Source organism: Pusillimonas caeni, from assembly GCF_003545815.1.
GTDB classification, from domain to species: Bacteria; Pseudomonadota; Gammaproteobacteria; order Burkholderiales; family Burkholderiaceae_B; genus Pusillimonas; species Pusillimonas caeni.
Window position 1 is genome coordinate 79,459 of record NZ_PDUW01000002.1, and the last position, 15,590, is coordinate 95,048.

The 15,590-nt window shown below is 62.3% G+C and carries 14 protein-coding genes; 9 read left to right on the forward strand and 5 right to left on the reverse strand.

Translation table 11 applies throughout. The features are described 5' to 3' along the window. The first annotated feature begins 77 nt into the window (after window positions 1–77). The 3 genes from CSC67_RS04045 to CSC67_RS04055 are packed head-to-tail and all read left to right on the forward strand — an operon-like array spanning window position 78 to window position 3,684. A complete protein-coding gene (locus tag CSC67_RS04045) occupies window positions 78–1,301 on the forward strand; it encodes a PepSY-associated TM helix domain-containing protein (RefSeq protein ID WP_118993264.1) in 1,224 nt (407 codons plus the stop codon). Next, window positions 1,298–1,486, forward strand: coding sequence for a hypothetical protein (locus CSC67_RS04050; protein ID WP_245220118.1), 189 nt, complete (start codon window positions 1,298–1,300; stop codon window positions 1,484–1,486). Before CSC67_RS04045 ends, CSC67_RS04050 begins: the two co-directional genes overlap by 4 nt. A 53-nt stretch (window positions 1,487–1,539) precedes the next feature. Continuing rightward, a complete protein-coding gene (locus CSC67_RS04055; protein WP_245220119.1) occupies window positions 1,540–3,684 on the forward strand; it encodes a TonB-dependent siderophore receptor in 2,145 nt (714 codons plus the stop codon). A 9-nt stretch (window positions 3,685–3,693) separates the two neighbouring features. Here CSC67_RS04055 and CSC67_RS04060 read toward each other — a convergent pair whose 3' ends face one another. Further along, entirely contained in the window at window positions 3,694–4,899 is a 1,206-nt protein-coding gene (locus CSC67_RS04060; RefSeq protein ID WP_167752750.1) for a LysR substrate-binding domain-containing protein, read from the reverse strand. Between the two features lie 291 nt (window positions 4,900–5,190). On the opposite strand from CSC67_RS04060, the gene CSC67_RS04065 reads away from it, so the two are divergent. From CSC67_RS04065 to CSC67_RS04090, 6 genes are read left to right on the forward strand one after another with little or no spacing between them, the layout of a single operon-like run. After that, entirely contained in the window at window positions 5,191–6,036 is an 846-nt protein-coding gene (locus tag CSC67_RS04065; protein ID WP_245220156.1) for an ABC transporter substrate-binding protein, read from the forward strand. Window positions 6,037–6,038: 2 nt separating this feature from the next. Further along, on the forward strand, window positions 6,039–6,827 hold the full coding sequence (locus tag CSC67_RS04070; protein ID WP_118993269.1) for an ABC transporter ATP-binding protein: 789 nt from the start codon (window positions 6,039–6,041) through the stop codon (window positions 6,825–6,827). Further along, window positions 6,824–7,612, forward strand: a complete 789-nt coding sequence (locus tag CSC67_RS04075) for an ABC transporter permease (protein WP_118993270.1) — start codon at window positions 6,824–6,826, stop codon at window positions 7,610–7,612. The genes CSC67_RS04070 and CSC67_RS04075 overlap by 4 nt, the downstream gene beginning before the upstream one ends. Continuing rightward, the gene (locus CSC67_RS04080; RefSeq protein WP_118993271.1) at window positions 7,609–8,409 is read left to right on the forward strand and encodes an ABC transporter permease; all 801 of its coding nucleotides are present in this window, start codon (window positions 7,609–7,611) and stop codon (window positions 8,407–8,409) included. The genes CSC67_RS04075 and CSC67_RS04080 overlap by 4 nt, the downstream gene beginning before the upstream one ends. Before the next feature lie 9 nt (window positions 8,410–8,418). Further along, complete coding sequence (locus CSC67_RS04085) at window positions 8,419–9,144, forward strand: class II aldolase/adducin family protein (RefSeq protein WP_118993272.1); 726 nt, start codon at window positions 8,419–8,421, stop codon at window positions 9,142–9,144. A gap of 11 nt (window positions 9,145–9,155) precedes the next feature. Beyond that, on the forward strand, window positions 9,156–9,857 hold the full coding sequence (locus CSC67_RS04090; RefSeq protein WP_118993273.1) for an isochorismatase family protein: 702 nt from the start codon (window positions 9,156–9,158) through the stop codon (window positions 9,855–9,857). 52 nt (window positions 9,858–9,909) lie between these two features. Here the strand turns inward: CSC67_RS04090 and CSC67_RS04095 are convergent, their stop codons facing one another. From CSC67_RS04095 to dnaA, 4 genes are all read right to left on the reverse strand, one after another. Next, a complete protein-coding gene (locus tag CSC67_RS04095) occupies window positions 9,910–10,485 on the reverse strand; it encodes a hypothetical protein (RefSeq protein WP_118993274.1) in 576 nt (191 codons plus the stop codon). Window positions 10,486–10,521: 36 nt separating this feature from the next. Next, window positions 10,522–12,969, reverse strand: a complete 2,448-nt coding sequence (gyrB, locus tag CSC67_RS04100) for a DNA topoisomerase (ATP-hydrolyzing) subunit B (RefSeq protein WP_118993275.1) — start codon at window positions 12,967–12,969, stop codon at window positions 10,522–10,524. Window positions 12,970–13,055: 86 nt separating this feature from the next. Beyond that, window positions 13,056–14,165 carry a DNA polymerase III subunit beta gene (gene dnaN / locus CSC67_RS04105; RefSeq protein WP_118993276.1) on the reverse strand — a complete coding sequence of 370 codons (1,110 nt, stop codon included), beginning with the start codon at window positions 14,163–14,165 and terminating at the stop codon, window positions 13,056–13,058. A gap of 2 nt (window positions 14,166–14,167) precedes the next feature. Continuing rightward, on the reverse strand, window positions 14,168–15,574 hold the full coding sequence (dnaA, locus tag CSC67_RS04110; protein WP_118993277.1) for a chromosomal replication initiator protein DnaA: 1,407 nt from the start codon (window positions 15,572–15,574) through the stop codon (window positions 14,168–14,170). Window positions 15,575–15,590: the final 16 nt, after the last annotated feature.

The following is a 15,590-nucleotide window of genomic DNA, read 5'->3' on the forward strand; positions in this document are numbered from 1 at the left end:
AAAAATCAATTTACGAACGAGAATAGTTTGCATTAATATCCATATTTTATCGCCCAGCGAGATCGGGGATTCTTGCGATGACAGCCGCCGCATCACTCAAAACCTGGTACTGGTGGCACAAGTGGACGAGCCTGGTCTGCACTGTATTCCTGCTGATTATCTGCATCACCGGCTTGCCCCTCGTGTTTCACGAAGAAATCGACCATTGGCTCGAAGAGGGCAAGCCCTATGCCGTGGTCGACGAAGGCACGCCGCGGGCGCCGGTAGACGGGCTCATGGCCTCGGCGCGAGCGCAATATCCCGACGAGGTGGTCGAATTCGTCTTCTTCGACGAGGACCATCCCACGGTTTACGTGGGCATGTCGCCCTCGCATACGGGCGACCCCAAGCTGACGCACTACATGCGCTTCGATGCCCATACCGGCGAAATGCTGCACGACGCGCCCACCGCCCGCGAAGAGCAGTTCACCTTCATGGGCATGATGTTCGCCCTGCACGTGGATCTGTTCACCGGCCTGCCCGGCCAGCTTTTCCTGGGCTTCATGGGACTGCTGTTCGTCATCGCCATCGTATCGGGAGTAGTGTTGTACGGGCCTTTCATGAAAAAACTCGATTTCGGCACGGTGCGCAAGGAGAGGTCGCGCCGCCTGAAGTGGCTCGACTTGCACAATCTGCTGGGCATCGTGCTGCTGGGCTGGATGACGGTGGTAGGGGTAACCGGCGTCATCAACGAGCTGTCGCGCCCGCTGTTCGGCGTATGGCAAGCAACCGACCTGGTCGAGCTTACGTCCAGCTACCACGGCGCCGAGCCGCCGCAGCGCCTGGCTTCGGCCGATGCCGCGCTGCGGGCGGCCGCCCGCGCCGTGCCCGACCATCGCGTCATCAGCTTCAGCCACCCGGGCAATATGTTCGCCACGCCTCATCACTACATGGTCTGGACGCGCGGCGACACGCCTTTCACCTCGCACCTCATCATTCCCGTATTGGTCGACGCCGCCACGGCCGAAGTCACGGCGGTGGCGCGGCCGCCCTGGTACCTCACCATGCTGGCGCTGTCGCAGCCCTTGCACTTCGGCGATTACGGCGGCCTGCCGCTGAAGATATTGTGGGTGCTGCTCGACCTGCTGACCATCGTGGTGCTGGCCAGCGGCCTGTATCTGTGGTGGGCGCGCCGCAAAGCCACCGATGCCCGCGTAGCGCAACTGACGCAGCGCCAGCGCCAGCCGGAAGCGGCCCTCGCCAAAGCATCGCATGCCCGGGAAGGTTCCGGTTCGGGCGCCGTTGCCGGAGGCGGCCCGTGACATTGCACCGCTCTTCCTTCAAGAAAGTCTGGGGCGCGCCCATCGCCCTTGCGGTACTCACGTGCGCCGGGCTGCTGTCGGCCCTGCTGGGCGCCGAAACCTGGCACTGGGTCTCGTGGCTCTGTCTGGCGATCCCCCTGGCCACCGGTCTTGGCTATTGGCTTCGGCCGCGCAAGAGAGCCTGATTGTTCGAGGGGCCTAAAGGCCGCCCCCACACCTTTTAAGCACCACGGAGCACATGATGCCTCATCCATTCTCGAGCCCGCCCTCGGCCCGGGCAGCCGCCGTTCTAGCGTGGTCCGGATCTTTGATCCTGTCGCTGAGCCCCATGCACGCTTTCGCCCAGGCAGCTCCGGGCCAGCCCGCCGCGAGCGGGACGCTGAGTCCCATCACCGTCGAAGGCGCCGCCGACAACGCTCTGGCGCCGGTGGAAGGGTATGCGGCCACTTCGTCGCTCAGCGCATCCAAGACCGATACGCCCCTGATCGAAACCCCGCAATCGGTCACGGTGATTACGGCCGACCAGATACGGGATCAAGGCGCCCAAGGCTTGCAGGACGCACTGAATTACGCCGCTGGCGTGCGCTCGGACGCCTATGGGCTCGATTCCCGTTCGGACAATTTCAATGTGCGCGGCTCGTCGCCCACCACCTATCTCGACGGCCTGCGGACCAACTACCAGTACTACACCAGCACGACGCGAACCGAGCCTTATACGCTCGAACGCATCGAAGTGCTGCGCGGCCCGGCCTCGATGCTGTACGGCCAGGGCAGCACCGCCGGCGTCGTCAACATGGTCTCGAAGCGCCCGCAGGCCGAAACATCGCGCGAGATGGGCATTCAATACGGCACGCACAACCGGCGCCAAGTCCAGGCCGACCTGACGGGCGCCATCGACGAAGAAGGCCAATGGCTTTACCGCGTGGTCGCGCTGGGCCGCAAGTCGGACACCATGGTCGACCACGTGCCCGACGACCGCCTCGTGTTCGCGCCTTCGCTCACCTGGCGGCCATCGCATCGCACCTCCTTGACCCTGATGGCGCTGTGGCAGGACGACAAGTCCGGCTCCACCGCGCAATTTTTTCCGTACGAAGGCACGGTATTCGACAACCCCAACGGCCAGCTCGACACCCGCACGTTCATCGGCGACCCGGACTGGGACCGCTATGATTCCAGCCGCCGCTCCATCGGCTGGGCTTTCGAGCATCAGTTGAACGACGACTGGACCGTGCGCCAGAATACGCGCTGGTCGTATAACCATGTGGACTACCGCAGCCTTTACGGCGACCCCTTCAGCGTACGCGGGGAATGGGGCGCCGACCCGGTCAACAAGCGGATGATCGGCCGCTACGCCTGGGGCTCGGACACCACCGTCCGCATGGTGCAGGCCGACCAGCACGTGCAAGGCAAGTTCTCCACCGGTCCGCTGCGCCACGACATGCTGATCGGGGTGGAGTACATCTATGCCAAGCATGAAGAAGCCACCGCCTACGAAGGGCCGGAGACCGTCCCGTTGATCGATGCCTACAACCCGGTGTACCCCAACTACACCCCGCCTGAATTCTTCGGCAGCCCCGCCATGCGGCAGCGCGACATGGGCATCTATATCCAGGACCAGATGCGCGTGGACAACTGGATACTGGTTGCGGGCCTGCGCCACGATCGCTCCGAGAACACCGTGGACGGCTCGCCCGGCCAGACCAGCCGCGCCACCAGCAAGCGCTTCGGCCTGATGTACGCCTTTCCCGTGGGCGTGTCGCCCTATGTGAGCTACAGCGAATCGTTCACTCCCGAACTGGGGCGCGACGCCAATGGCGAGCCCTTCGTCCCCTTGCGCGGCAAGCAGTGGGAAGCGGGGCTGAAATACGAATCGCCCGACCGCAACACGCTCGTCAACGCCGCGGTCTACACACTGCGTGAGGAAAACCGCCTGGTCGGCGACCCGAACAATCCGCTGCAGAACATCCAGGCCGGTGAAACCCGCAGCCGCGGCTTCGAGCTCGAACTGAAGACCACGGTGGCAAACAAGCTGGACCTGATCGCCAACTACAACTATCTGGACCAGGACGACCAGCTCGAGGGCCAGCCCCGCCACCAGGCCTCTCTATGGAGCAAGTACCGCTTTGCGCTGAACGACATGCCCGGCTTCTCGGTGGGCGCGGGCGTGCGCTGGGTCAGCGGATTCAACGACGGCATCGGCCCGCGCGTGCCAAGCGTCACGCTGGTCGACGCCATGCTGGCCTACGACACGCCGCAATGGCGCCTGGCGCTCAACGCCAACAATGTCTTCGACAAGACCTATGTCGCCACATGCCTGGAGCGCGGCGATTGCTGGTACGGCGCGCGCCGGTCGGTGGTGGCAAGCGCCACGTACAAGTTCTGAACGCTGTGTTCAAGCCGCCCTGGCGCGCGTCAGCACGCCCTGGGCGGCAACTTCTATGTGTTGCATCAGCTTTTCGCACAAGACCGAAGGCTGGGCGTCCCGGCGCAGAATGAAGCCGATGTCCCGTTCGGTGCCGGGCAGCTCTATATCCAGGACCTTGACCGAGCCTGAAGCGATCTCGTCCGCCAGGTACTGGGGCGATACGGCCGATATGGCGTCGCTCTCTTGCAGCAGGCCGCGCAACAGCCCCAGGTCTCCCGCCTGGACCGCGACGCGGGGCGGAGCGAGGCGCAAGCGCCGGAAAATATTGTTCAGCAGTTCCCGTGTAGGCGCGCCCCGGTCGCGCAAGATCCACGGATACTCCAGCAGCGCCCTTACGTCGATATTGCTTTGTCCACTCAGCGGATGGCCCGCGCGCGCCACCACCACCAGACGGTCCTGGCCGATGATCCGGATATCGAAATCCCGGTGGTGATAGTCGGCGTTCAGGCCTGTAAGAATGAAATCGATCTCGCCCGAGTGCACTCCGGCGAACAGGATTTCGAACGGCGCATCGATCATGGACACCTGCACATTCGGATGCTTGCTGTTCAACGCGGCAATGGCCTGCGGCAGAACACGAGTGCGCAGAGACGGCAGCGCCGCGAATTGAATGCGCCCCGCCATTTCGCCCCGCAGCTGGGCGACGTCCGCCTCCAGATGCCGCAGTTCGGCCAGCACGCGCCGCAAGCGGAAGATGAGCAGGTCGCCCGGTTCGGTCACGATCATGCCTTTCGCGGTACGGCGGAACAAGGGCAGCTTCAATGTGTTTTCCGCCTGGCGCAGCACGGCGCTGACCGCGGGCTGGGTCAGGCCAAGCACATTGGCCACGCTGGGCATGTGTTTCATCTCGCGCAGCCGCACGAGTATCGTCAGCTGGCGCTCTCCCGTCACCATAGAAAACAGGGGCGCATTCGACCGCACCTCGTAAGGCGCCAATTCGATCTGGGCCGTGCGGAACTCGGAGGCAATGCGCCGGGCGCGACGATAGGCTGTCCGACCGAAGTCCGTCGGTGTCACGCCGGTAGCCTGGCGGTCGAACAGGTCGGCCCGAAAGTGCGTTTCAAGTTGCCGTATGGAACTGGCCACCGCGGACGGAGTGCGCAAAAGCCGTTGCGCCCCTTTTGCGATGCTGCCTTCTTCAAACACCGCAATCAGCGCACGCAGGTGGCGCATGACATTTCTTTCGTGCATCTGGTTCGTTTCGAAATATGGGGCGGAAGCCTGCCAATAAATAAAATTGCGGTCTAGTAAAGAATAACTTGCTTTCTGCGGCATGGACAAGCGCCTACAATGAAAAGAAAAACAATGGCCGTGTTCCTCCAGGAGACAAGCATGTCAACATTTCTCAAAGCTTTGGGCTGTACTCTTTTTTCCGCATTTTTCATATATTCATCATATGGTTATGCAGAGCCGCTAAAGATCCGCGTAGGGCATGGGTCGGCTGCGGAAGAACCCTTGTGGACCATGAAGGCGGCGCCCGAAGTCACTCCGCATCAGGGCAAATCCTACGAACTCGAGTACACGCTGTTTCGCGGCACCGATAAGCGTTTTCAAGCATTCGAAGCGGGCGAGCTCGATGTAGCCGTCGGTTCGGCGCATAGTGTCATGATGGCGGCCGCGCAGGGCGTCAAGTTCAAGGTGATCGCCTCGCTATCGCGCGAGGGCGGCGAAAACGGCTTCGCCACCCAGTACATGGCCTTGGAAGATTCTCCGATCAAGTCCATTGCCGACCTCAAGGGCAAGACGATCGGCATCAATGGCGCCAGGTCCTCTTCGGAAATCTGGGCCCGGCTGGCTTTGGCCAAGAACGGCCTGAACCCGATGCGCGACGTCAAATGGGTGGCGCTGCCGTTCCCGAGTCAAGGCGAGGCGGTGCGGGCGGGCAAGCTCGATGTCGGCGCATTTCCCCAGCCCTTTGCGGCATTCGAAGAAGAGCGCGGCGGGATGCGCACGGTCTTTACCTCCACCGACGGCATCGGACGGCAGGAAGACTTGATGCTGCTGCTGGTCAAAGAAGATTTCGCCCGGGATCATCCACAGATATTGCGCGACTTTCTCAGCGACCTCGTCGCGGCGACCCACTTCTACGTGAACAGCCCCGAACAAAGCCACCAAAAGCTCATCGATGCCAAGTTCGTGAACATACCGCTCGACCTGTCATTGAAGATGCGCAAGTACGAACATCCCATGGACGCCCGGGTCGACGAAGAGTCTCTGCGGGAGATGGTCGGGACACTGCGCGAATTCGGCTATATCGACGGCGAACTCGATCTGAAAAGCGTGGTCGACATGAGCTATTTGCCGGAGTAGACATGGCAGCGTCCGACTACCTCAAGGCCCAGGGCATCTCGAAAACCTTCATGCGCAACAACCAGGCGGTCGTTGCACTCGAGGATTTCGACCTGTCCATCGCGGAGGGCGAGTTCGTCAGTATCGTAGGCCCATCGGGCTGCGGTAAAAGCACTTTTCTTCACATCGTGGGCGGCTTCGAACCGAGAACAGGAGGCTCCATCACGCTGGCGGGCAAGGCGGTTTCCCGGCCCGGGCCCGATCGCGGCATGCTCTTCCAGGACTATGCCCTGTTTCCGTGGCGCACCGTGCTAAGCAATGTGACCTGGGCGCTGGAAGTCAAAGGCATGTCCAAGGCCGAGCGCGAACAGCGGGCGCGCAAGTACATCGACATGGTGGGGCTGTCCAGATTCGAAGGCGCTTATCCCGCCGAGTTGTCCGGCGGCATGAAGCAACGCGTCGCGCTGGCCCGGACACTGGTGTACGAGCCCCAGATCCTGCTCATGGACGAGCCGTTCGGCGCCCTGGACGCGCAAACCCGCGAACTGATGCAGGAAGAGCTCACCGACATCTGGCAGGCCGACCGGCGTACCGTGCTGTTCGTCACCCACGACATCGAAGAAGCGCTCTACCTCAGCGACCGGGTCATCGTGTTCACCGCCCGTCCCGGTCGAATCAAGGCTGATATCCGCATCGAGCTGCCCCGGCCGCGCCATGCGCATATCCGAAAAACGCCCGAGTTCATGAACTACCACACGCAAATCTGGGACATGTTGCGCGACGAAGTCTTGCGCGCCCGAGAAGCGGCATGATGGCCAGGCAATTTGGATTCACGGCATTGCGCTGGGCGGCCGGGCTGACCCTGCCTGTCGCGCTGCTTGTCGCCATGCAATTGACCGCCGGCCAGGAGGGCATGCCGCGGTATGTCGTCGCGCCCACCGATATTGCGGCGACCTTGTGGCAGCTGCTGGCAAGCGGCGACTTGATCAGCGATGCTTTGGCGTCCATGTCCCGCTCTTACAGCGGCTTTGTTCTGGGCGCCGTGTTCGGTGTGGCCATCGGCCTGCTGAGCGCGGTGTGGCGCCAGGCCCAGGCGTTCTTCGACCCCTTGGTGTCCACGCTGTATCCGGTGCCCAAAATCGCCTTGCTGCCCGTCATTATCACGTGGCTGGGGTTCGGCGATGTGTCCAAGATCGTACTCATTTCGCTGGCCGTGTTTTTTCCGACCTTCATCAATACTTTGTATGGGGCGCGAAGCACGCCGGTCAATCTGGTCTGGGCCGCCCGCAACATGGGTGCGAACCGCTTCTACATTTTCTGGCACGTCGTCCTGCCGGCCGCCCTGCCCCAGATATTCACCGGCCTGCGCTCGGGCCTGGCCCTGTCGTTCGTGGTGCTGTTCGCCACTGAAATGGTGGGCTCCCACAATGGCCTGGGCGACATGATCATACGCGCGGAAGAGGCCATGCGCTACGACTGGATGTATGCGGCCATTCTTACCATCGGCCTGCTGGGCTTTCTGAGCGACCGGGCTCTGCTGGTGATCCGCCGCAAGCTGCTGGCCAATAAGTACCCGGGGGAGGCCCGCCGAACATGAGGCAACGCATACTTTCCGCCGTGCGCCGCATGTTGGCGACACTGTATCCGCTGGCTGTGCTTGCGGCGATCTGGGAGCTGCTGTCCAGATCGGGATGGGTGTCGCCCAGGCTCATGCCGCCGCTCGAGAAGATCTTTTCGGCCCTGTTCGCCGACATCGCCAACGGCGAACTCCTCTTCCATACGGGCGTGTCCTTTACACGGGCGCTGAGCGGCTTCGGCCTGGCCGTGGCCGCCGGCATCGTGCTGGGCGTGCTCATGGCGCGGGTCAGGTGGTTCGAGTGGATGTTCGAGCCGATTTTTTCCTTCGGATATCCCGTACCCAAGATCGCCCTGTACCCCATATTCATTCTGCTGCTGGGCTTCGGCTCGTCGTCGAAAATCGCGCTGATCGCCCTGGAGTGCACCTTTCCCATCGCCGTGAATACCTACTTCGGAATCCGCGCGGTCGCGCCCCGATTCATCTGGAGCGCCCAGAACATGGGGGCCGGCCCTGCGCGCATTTTCTTCAAGGTCCTGCTTCCCGCCGCCCTGCCCTCGATCATGTCGGGGCTGCGCGTGGCCTTGCCCTTGTCGATGGTCATCGTGGTCATTACCGAAATGATCGGCGAAAGCGCCGGGCTGGGCTATTACATCTCTTATGCATCGGCCTCTTTCATGTATGCCTCTTCGTACGCCGGCGTGATCGCAATCGCCCTGGTGGGCTTCGTCATGGATCGCACGCTGGTGCTGATACGCGATCGCCTTCTTTTCTGGGAGCCCAGCGGTGGCGCGCAGGCTTCGAAACTTTCTTATTGAGATCCCGCAATGATGCTTCAAGAACAACTCGATCAACTGGCCACCGCATGCCGTGTGCTCGAAATGGAGGGCCATGGCGACATGACGCTGGGCCATCTTTCGCTTCGCGACCCGGAAGGCCGCGGCTTCTGGCTCAAGCGCAATGCGCGCGGCCTGGGCGAGATCCTGTCCCACAAAGACTTCGTCCTGGTAAGCTTCGACGGCGTCAAGCTGGAAGGAGAAGGCGGCCAGCATTCCGAATGGCCGATTCATTCCGAGATCTTGCGGCTTCGGCCGGATGTGCAGGTGGTGGCGCATACCCATCCCTTCCACGCCAGCCTGTTGTCTTCTTTCGGCTCGCAGCTGGCGCCGTTCACGCTGGACGCCGACTACTTCGAAGCCCTGCCCTGCCATCGCGACGACGTCGCCCTGCTGAAAACCAAAGAAGAAGGAACAGCCTTGGCGCATAGCCTGAGGCAGCACTTCGCAGTCCTGATGGCGAATCATGGCGTCACCTTCTGCGGCACCTCCATAGCGCATGCGGTGTGCGTGGGAGTTTTTCTTGAAAAAGCCGCGCGCATCCACGTACAGGGCGCGCAGATGCGGACCGAGGCCGACTTTCCGGCGCAGCCGGTCAGGCAGCGCCGCAACCAGCAAATCATGACGCCCGTGCACGTCGAGCACTCCTGGAATTACTTCGTCCGCAAGCTCGAACAACTCGAACGAGTCAACGGCGTTCCGGGCTTATTCACCTGACGAGGCGCCACATGGGCATCATCGATTCTCTGCTCTCCACTTTACCGGCGCGTGATCGCGAGGTCATGGCGCAATCCGGCTATGGGGCCACCATGGAGCTGGGCGAGCGAGCCGCGCTGCTGGTCGTGGACGCCACCTACGGCTTTTGCGGCGACCGGCCCGAACCCGTTCTGGAGTCCATCAAGCGATGGCCGAATTCCTGCGGGGAAGAAGCCTGGCTTGCCTTGGCGCAGATCGAACGCCTGCTGAACCTGTTCCGGGAACGGCGGCTTCCGATCTTCTATACCCGGGGATCGTACCGACAGGACAAGTGGGACATGGGTTCGTGGCTTTGGAAACATGCGCGTTCACGCCCGCAAGAGGCTCCGCCGACCATGTCAGCACATCACCACGACGACATCGTCGCCGCGATTGCCCCTCGAGACAATGAAATCGTCATCGGCAAGCAAAAGCCCTCCGCCTTCTTCGGCACCCCGCTGCAGTCCTACCTGACGCTGACGAAAACCGATACGCTGGTGGCGGCCGGAGGCAGCACCTCGGGCTGCGTGCGCGCCACCGTGGTCGACGGCTTCAGCGCCAACTACCGCATCGCAGTCGCAGCGGACGCGTGCTTCGACCGCCTGCAATCCAGTCATGCCATGAGTCTGCTGGACATGCACGCGAAATATGCCGACGTCATGGAAACAAGCGAGTTGCTGGAACGGCTTCGATAGCCGGACGACATGCTTTGCCGGCAGCCGGCCGTGGCGCGGGTCGGCCCGCTGCCTATGGCTGCAGATACTGGAGAACCGGTGTCAATTGAAGCAACGCCGGCGCGTGCGCATGCACCTCCGACGCCTTGCACCAGGGATAAGGCAAACGCGACAGCCAGCCATCCACCACCGTTTCAGCCAGCTCCGGAGGCAGCACTTCCATGGCTTCGATCGTGATCTCGAGTTCCCGGACCAGCCGGCCCGCGGCATGTCGGCCGAATTGCCACACATAGCTGCCGCAGCCCACCCGGACGCTGCCGTCGGCCTTGGTGGTCATGCCGACGAGCCAGTCGCAGCGGTAGCTTTCAGCCGCGTCTTCCGGGCCTGTGCCCGCAACACAGAAGGTATAGACGTTATCGTAGGCTTGCCCGAAGCGCCTGACCAGCACGTCGCTGATCGCCTGCAGCCCTTCCGTACGCGCCGGAAACGAGATGGCGTCCGACTTCACCGCCATGCGCAGGGTAGCGTCCGGCGCGAACGCCCGCGCCATCAGATGCGGGCGATTCTCGTCCTTGGCCTGTATGTATGTGCGGATCAATGACGCGGCGTCAGAGCCTTCCGGGTACTTTGGGACATTCTTGTCGTCCATGTCGAGAACTTCCTGAAAACGCGTGGAGGCGCGGCATCATGTATCGATATTGCCCGCCAGCAGTGCATATTTCTCGATGAACGCACGCCGGGGTTCGACATGGTCGCCCATGAGCGTGGTGAAGACCTCGTCCGCCGCAATGGCGTCTTCGATCTGCACGCGCAGCAGGCGGCGCACGGCGGGATCCATGGTCGTTTCCCACAGCTGCTCGGGATTCATTTCGCCCAGGCCCTTGTAGCGCTGCTTGCTGACGCTGCGTTCGGCTTCGCCGCGCAGGAACTGCATGGCTTCGCGGAAGTCGTCGATGGATTTCTGCTTGCGCTTGTCGCCTTCGCCGCGGGCGATGAAGCCGCCCTCGCCGATCAGGCCCTTGAAGGTCTTGCCGGCCTTGGCCAGCACGGCGTAGTCGGCGCCCAGCACGAACACGCGATCGAAGATGCTGACGCGTACATTGCCATGATGCATGCGCTTGACGACCAGCCGCCACGCGGTGTTCTCGTCGTTGGCCTCGGCCTGTACCGTGACGTTGGGCAGGGCGGGGTCTTCGATGGCGGACTGCAGAGTGCGGGCCGACTCTTCCGCTTTTTCGGCGCTGCTCAGGTCGATCTCGACGCCCTCGGCAATGGCCGACAGCGATTCGGTGTCCATGTGCCGCGCCAGGCGATTGATGACGGCGTCGGCCATTATGTATTGGCGCGCCAGCTCGCCCAAGGCGTCGCCGCTGATCGCGCTTGCGCCCTCGCCGGGCACGAGCTCGGCGTCTTTCAGCGCAACCTGCATCATGTACTGCGCTTCTTCCTGGTCGTCCTTGAGATAGCGTTCGTCGCGGCCGACCTTGACCTTGTACAGGGGCGGCTGGGCAATGTACACATAGCCGCCGTCGATCAGCTCGGGCATCTGGCGATACAGCAGGGTCAGCAGCAGGGTGCGGATGTGCGCGCCGTCGACGTCGGCGTCGGTCATGATGATGATGCGGTGGTAGCGCAGCTTCTCGATGTTGAAATCGGGGCCGATGCCGGTGCCCAGCGCGGTGATCAGGGTGGTGATGGCCTCGCTGGCGATCAGCCGGTCGAAGCGGGCTTTTTCAACGTTCAGCACCTTGCCGCGCAGGGGCAGAATGGCCTGGAACTTGCGGTCGCGGCCTTGCTTGGCCGAGCCGCCGGCCGAGTCGCCCTCGACGATGTAGATCTCGCTTTTGGCAGGGTCTTTTTCCTGGCAGTCGGCCAGCTTGCCGGGCAGGCCGGCGCCCTCGAGCACGCTTTTGCGGCGTGTCATTTCACGGGCCTTGCGGGCCGCGTCGCGCGCGCGGGCCGCCTCGATGATCTTGCTGCACAAGGCCTTGGCATCGTTGGGGTTCTCAAGCAGCCAGGTTTCGAGGGTGCGCGACACGGCCTCTTCGACGGCGGGGCGCACCTCGCTGGAGACCAGCTTGTCTTTGGTCTGGCTGCTGAACTTGGGCTCGGGCACCTTGACCGACAGCACGCAAGCCAGGCCTTCGCGCATGTCGTCGCCGGTGGTGTCGACCTTGGCCTTCTTGGCCAGCTCGTTGTCGGCGATGTATTTGTTCAGGATGCGCGTCATGGCCGCGCGCAGGCCGGTCAAATGGGTGCCGCCGTCGCGCTGGGGAATGTTGTTGGTGAAGCACAGCACCGTTTCGGTGTAGCTGTCGTTCCATTGCATGGCTACGTCGACGCCGACCGTGGTGTCGCCCACCGTGGACTCGGTGCTGACCGAGAAGACGTTGGGGTGCAGCACCGTCTTGCTGCGGTTGATGTATTCGACGAAACCCTTCACGCCCCCCAGGAAGGCGAAGTCTTCTTCCTTGCCCTGGCGCTCGTCGACCAGCCGGATCTTGACGCCATTGTTCAGGAAGGACAGTTCGCGCAGCCGCTTGGCGAGAATCTCGTAGTGGAACTCGATGTTCTCGAAAATGGTGTCGTCGGCCAGGAAGTGCACGCGGGTGCCCTGCAGGTCGGCCGGGCCGGTGACGTGCAGGGGCTCGACGCGCTCGCCCTGGCGAAACTCCATTTCGTGGGTCTCGCCCTTGCGCCAGATGGTCAGGCGCAGCCATTGCGACAAGGCGTTGACGCAGGACACGCCCACGCCATGCAGGCCGCCCGACACCTTGTAGGAGTTGTGATCGAACTTGCCGCCGGCGTGCAGTTCGGTCATGACGATCTCGGCGGCGCTGCGGCCGAACTCGTCGTCTTTGTGGATGTCGGTGGGAATGCCCCGGCCGTTGTCGCTGACCGAGATGCTGTTGTCGGCGTGTATGGTGACGACGATGTCGTCGCAGTACCCCGCCAGGGCTTCGTCGATGGCATTGTCCACCACCTCGAATACCATGTGATGAAGGCCGGTGCCATCGGACGTATCGCCGATGTACATGCCCGGACGCTTGCGGACCGCTTCCAGGCCCTTGAGCATCTTGATGGATTCGGCGCCGTAGCCCGCATCATTGGCAATCGTGGTTTGATCTGACATAACTGAATTTAGAACCTTTTTTGCGCCTTGCGGCGAATGGCCGCGCGGCAACAGGCCGCCGGCCGATCAAAGAGCATCCGGGGAAATCAGATGCGCATTGGCATGACGACATATTTGAACTGATCGTCGTCGGGAGTGGTGAGAAGCGCCGAAGCGTTCACATCGGGTTGTACCGACCACCTGACCATTTCGGTCTTGACGTTCGCGAGGACGTCGAGCAGGTAGCTGACGTTGAATCCGACGTCCAGCGGCTCGTGGCTGTAGTCGATGTCGATTTCTTCCAGCGCCTCTTCCTGCTCTGCGTTGGATGAGGTTATTTTAAGCTGGTTGTCCGACAACTGGATGCGCACACCCTTGAGCTTGTCCGTGGTGAGAATGGCGGCGCGCTGCAGGCTGCCCTGCAGAATTTCGCGATCGACCATGAAATGCCGCGTGTAATTGGTGGGAATGACCCGGGTGAAATCGGGGAACTTGCCCTCGACCAGCTTGGAGACGAGCTCGACGTCGCCGAAGCGGAAGCGGATCTGTCCCGGCGCCACGTCGATGCTGACCGGCTCGTCGCTTTCGGCCAGCAGGCGCTGCATTTCAAGAACCGTTTTGCGCGGCACGATGACGTCGTGCTTGTTTTCGATGCCCTCGACCGGCGTGCCGCTATGGGCCAGGCGGTGGCCGTCCGTGGCCACGGCGCGCACCCAGCCGGGCTCGAACACGAACAGCAGGCCGTTCAGATAATAGCGGATGTCCTGCTGGGCCATGGCGAAGTGCACCATGTTGAACAGGTGCTTGAGCGTCTTTTGCGGCAGCGTGAACGAGACGTCCCATTTCTCGGGCTGGGCCAGGGTGGGGAACTCATCGGAGGCCAGCGTCTGCAGGGCGAAGCGGCTTTTGCCCGACTGCACGGTGAGCTTGCCCGAGGCAAGGGCCAGCTTGACCTCGCCCGAATCGGGCAGGGCGCGCAGGATGTCGAGCAGCTTGCGCGCCGCGACCGTGGTGGATTCATTGGCATCGCCCAGGCCGAACTGCGCATGCGTCGTGATCTGGACTTCGAGGTCGGTGGCGATAAAGGCAACTTCCTGGCCCTGCTTGCGCAGCAGGATATTGGCCAGGATGGGCAACGTATTTCTTCTTTCGACTATTCCCGCCACCGTGGACAACGGTTTCAACAAGGCGTCGCGAGTCGTTTGTACGAGTTGCATGGTTATCCTTTTAAGGTTTGTTCTAATACGTGTAAAGCGTGATTGAGTTCGGATTGCTTGGAGCGCGCGTCGGAAATCTTGCGCACGGCGTGCAGCACGGTGGTGTGGTCGCGGCCGCCGAACAAGTCGCCGATTTCCGGCAGGCTCTTCTGGGTGAGCTCTTTGGCCAGATACATGGCGATCTGCCTGGGCAGTGCAATATTGGCCGGCCGACGTTTCGAATACATGTCGGCCACCTTGATCTTGTAGAAATCGGCCACGGTCTTTTGTATGTTCTCGACCGTGATCTGGCCGTTGGAAACCGAAAGCAGATCTTTGAGGGCGTCTTTGCAGACCTCGACGGTCAGCACCTCGCGCCCGTGAAAGCGGGCATACGCGGACACCTTGCGCAGCGCGCCCTCGAGCTCGCGCACATTGCTGCGCAGGTGCTTGGCGATGAAGAAAGCCACTTCTTCCGGCATGGTCACGCCTTCAGTCTCGGCCTTGCGCAGCAGGATGGCCACCCGCATTTCGAGCTCGGGCGGCTCGATGGCCACGGTCAGGCCGGAATCGAAGCGTGAAATGAGGCGGCTGTCGATATTGGAGAGTTCTTTGGGATAAGTGTCGGAGGTGATGATGATTTGCTTGCGCTGCGCCACCATGGCCTCGAAGGCATAGAAGAACTCTTCCTGGGTGCGGTTTTTGCCGGCGAAGAACTGGATATCGTCGATCAGCAGCAGGTCGAGCGAATGGTAATAGCGCTTGAACTCGTCGAAAGCCTTGCGCTGGTAGGCCTTGACGACGTCGGACACGTACTGGTCGGCATGCACGTAGCGCACCCGGGTGCCTTTGCCGCTTTGCAGCAGGGCATTGCCGATGGCATGGATGAGATGGGTCTTGCCCAGGCCCACCCCGCCATATAGAAACAGCGGGTTGTACGACACACCGGGGTTTTCGGCCACCTGCAGGGCGGCGGCACGCGCCAGCTGGTTGGCCTTGCCCGTGACGAAGTTGTCGAAGCGCAGCTCGGTATTGAGGCGCGAGCGGTCGTGGACGGCATCCGCCACAGCGGCGGACGCGGCTTGCTGCGGTGCAGCGGCTTCGGGCGCCTGAGCCGGCGCATCGGCGGCAACGGCGGGGGCGCCGGCCGAGGCGGGCGCCGCCGGAGTCCGGACGGCGGCATTGCCGGCCGCCAGCTCGAACGACACCTGCACGGGGCGCTCGTACCATTCGCTGGCAAGGGTTTCGATCTGATGCGAAAAATTCTTGCGGACCCAATCAAGCTTGAAGCGATTGGGCGCGGACACGCGCAACACCGCCTGCGCTTCGTCGAACGCAAGCGGGATCAGGGGGCGTATCCATGCACTGATTTGCTGCGGAGGTAGGTCTTGCTCCAGACGCTGAACGCAAGTCTGCCAAAATTCTTTCATGTCCACCACTTGAGTA

What these genes read in the sequence shown, in the direction of transcription:
- CSC67_RS04095 (WP_118993274.1), bottom strand. Translation starts at nt 10,485, where the DNA reads ATGGACGACAAGAATGTCCCAAAGTACCCGGAAGGCTCTGACGCCGCG.
- CSC67_RS04075 (WP_118993270.1), top strand. Translation starts at nt 6,824, where the DNA reads ATGATGGCCAGGCAATTTGGATTCACGGCATTGCGCTGGGCGGCCGGG.
- CSC67_RS04085 (WP_118993272.1), top strand. Translation starts at nt 8,419, where the DNA reads ATGATGCTTCAAGAACAACTCGATCAACTGGCCACCGCATGCCGTGTG.
- CSC67_RS04045 (WP_118993264.1), top strand. Translation starts at nt 78, where the DNA reads ATGACAGCCGCCGCATCACTCAAAACCTGGTACTGGTGGCACAAGTGG.
- CSC67_RS04065 (WP_245220156.1), top strand. Translation starts at nt 5,191, where the DNA reads ATGAAGGCGGCGCCCGAAGTCACTCCGCATCAGGGCAAATCCTACGAA.
- dnaA (WP_118993277.1), bottom strand. Translation starts at nt 15,574, where the DNA reads ATGAAAGAATTTTGGCAGACTTGCGTTCAGCGTCTGGAGCAAGACCTA.
- gyrB (WP_118993275.1), bottom strand. Translation starts at nt 12,969, where the DNA reads ATGTCAGATCAAACCACGATTGCCAATGATGCGGGCTACGGCGCCGAA.
- dnaN (WP_118993276.1), bottom strand. Translation starts at nt 14,165, where the DNA reads ATGCAACTCGTACAAACGACTCGCGACGCCTTGTTGAAACCGTTGTCC.
- CSC67_RS04070 (WP_118993269.1), top strand. Translation starts at nt 6,039, where the DNA reads ATGGCAGCGTCCGACTACCTCAAGGCCCAGGGCATCTCGAAAACCTTC.
- CSC67_RS04090 (WP_118993273.1), top strand. Translation starts at nt 9,156, where the DNA reads ATGGGCATCATCGATTCTCTGCTCTCCACTTTACCGGCGCGTGATCGC.
- CSC67_RS04060 (WP_167752750.1), bottom strand. Translation starts at nt 4,899, where the DNA reads ATGCGCCACCTGCGTGCGCTGATTGCGGTGTTTGAAGAAGGCAGCATC.
- CSC67_RS04080 (WP_118993271.1), top strand. Translation starts at nt 7,609, where the DNA reads ATGAGGCAACGCATACTTTCCGCCGTGCGCCGCATGTTGGCGACACTG.
- CSC67_RS04055 (WP_245220119.1), top strand. Translation starts at nt 1,540, where the DNA reads ATGATGCCTCATCCATTCTCGAGCCCGCCCTCGGCCCGGGCAGCCGCC.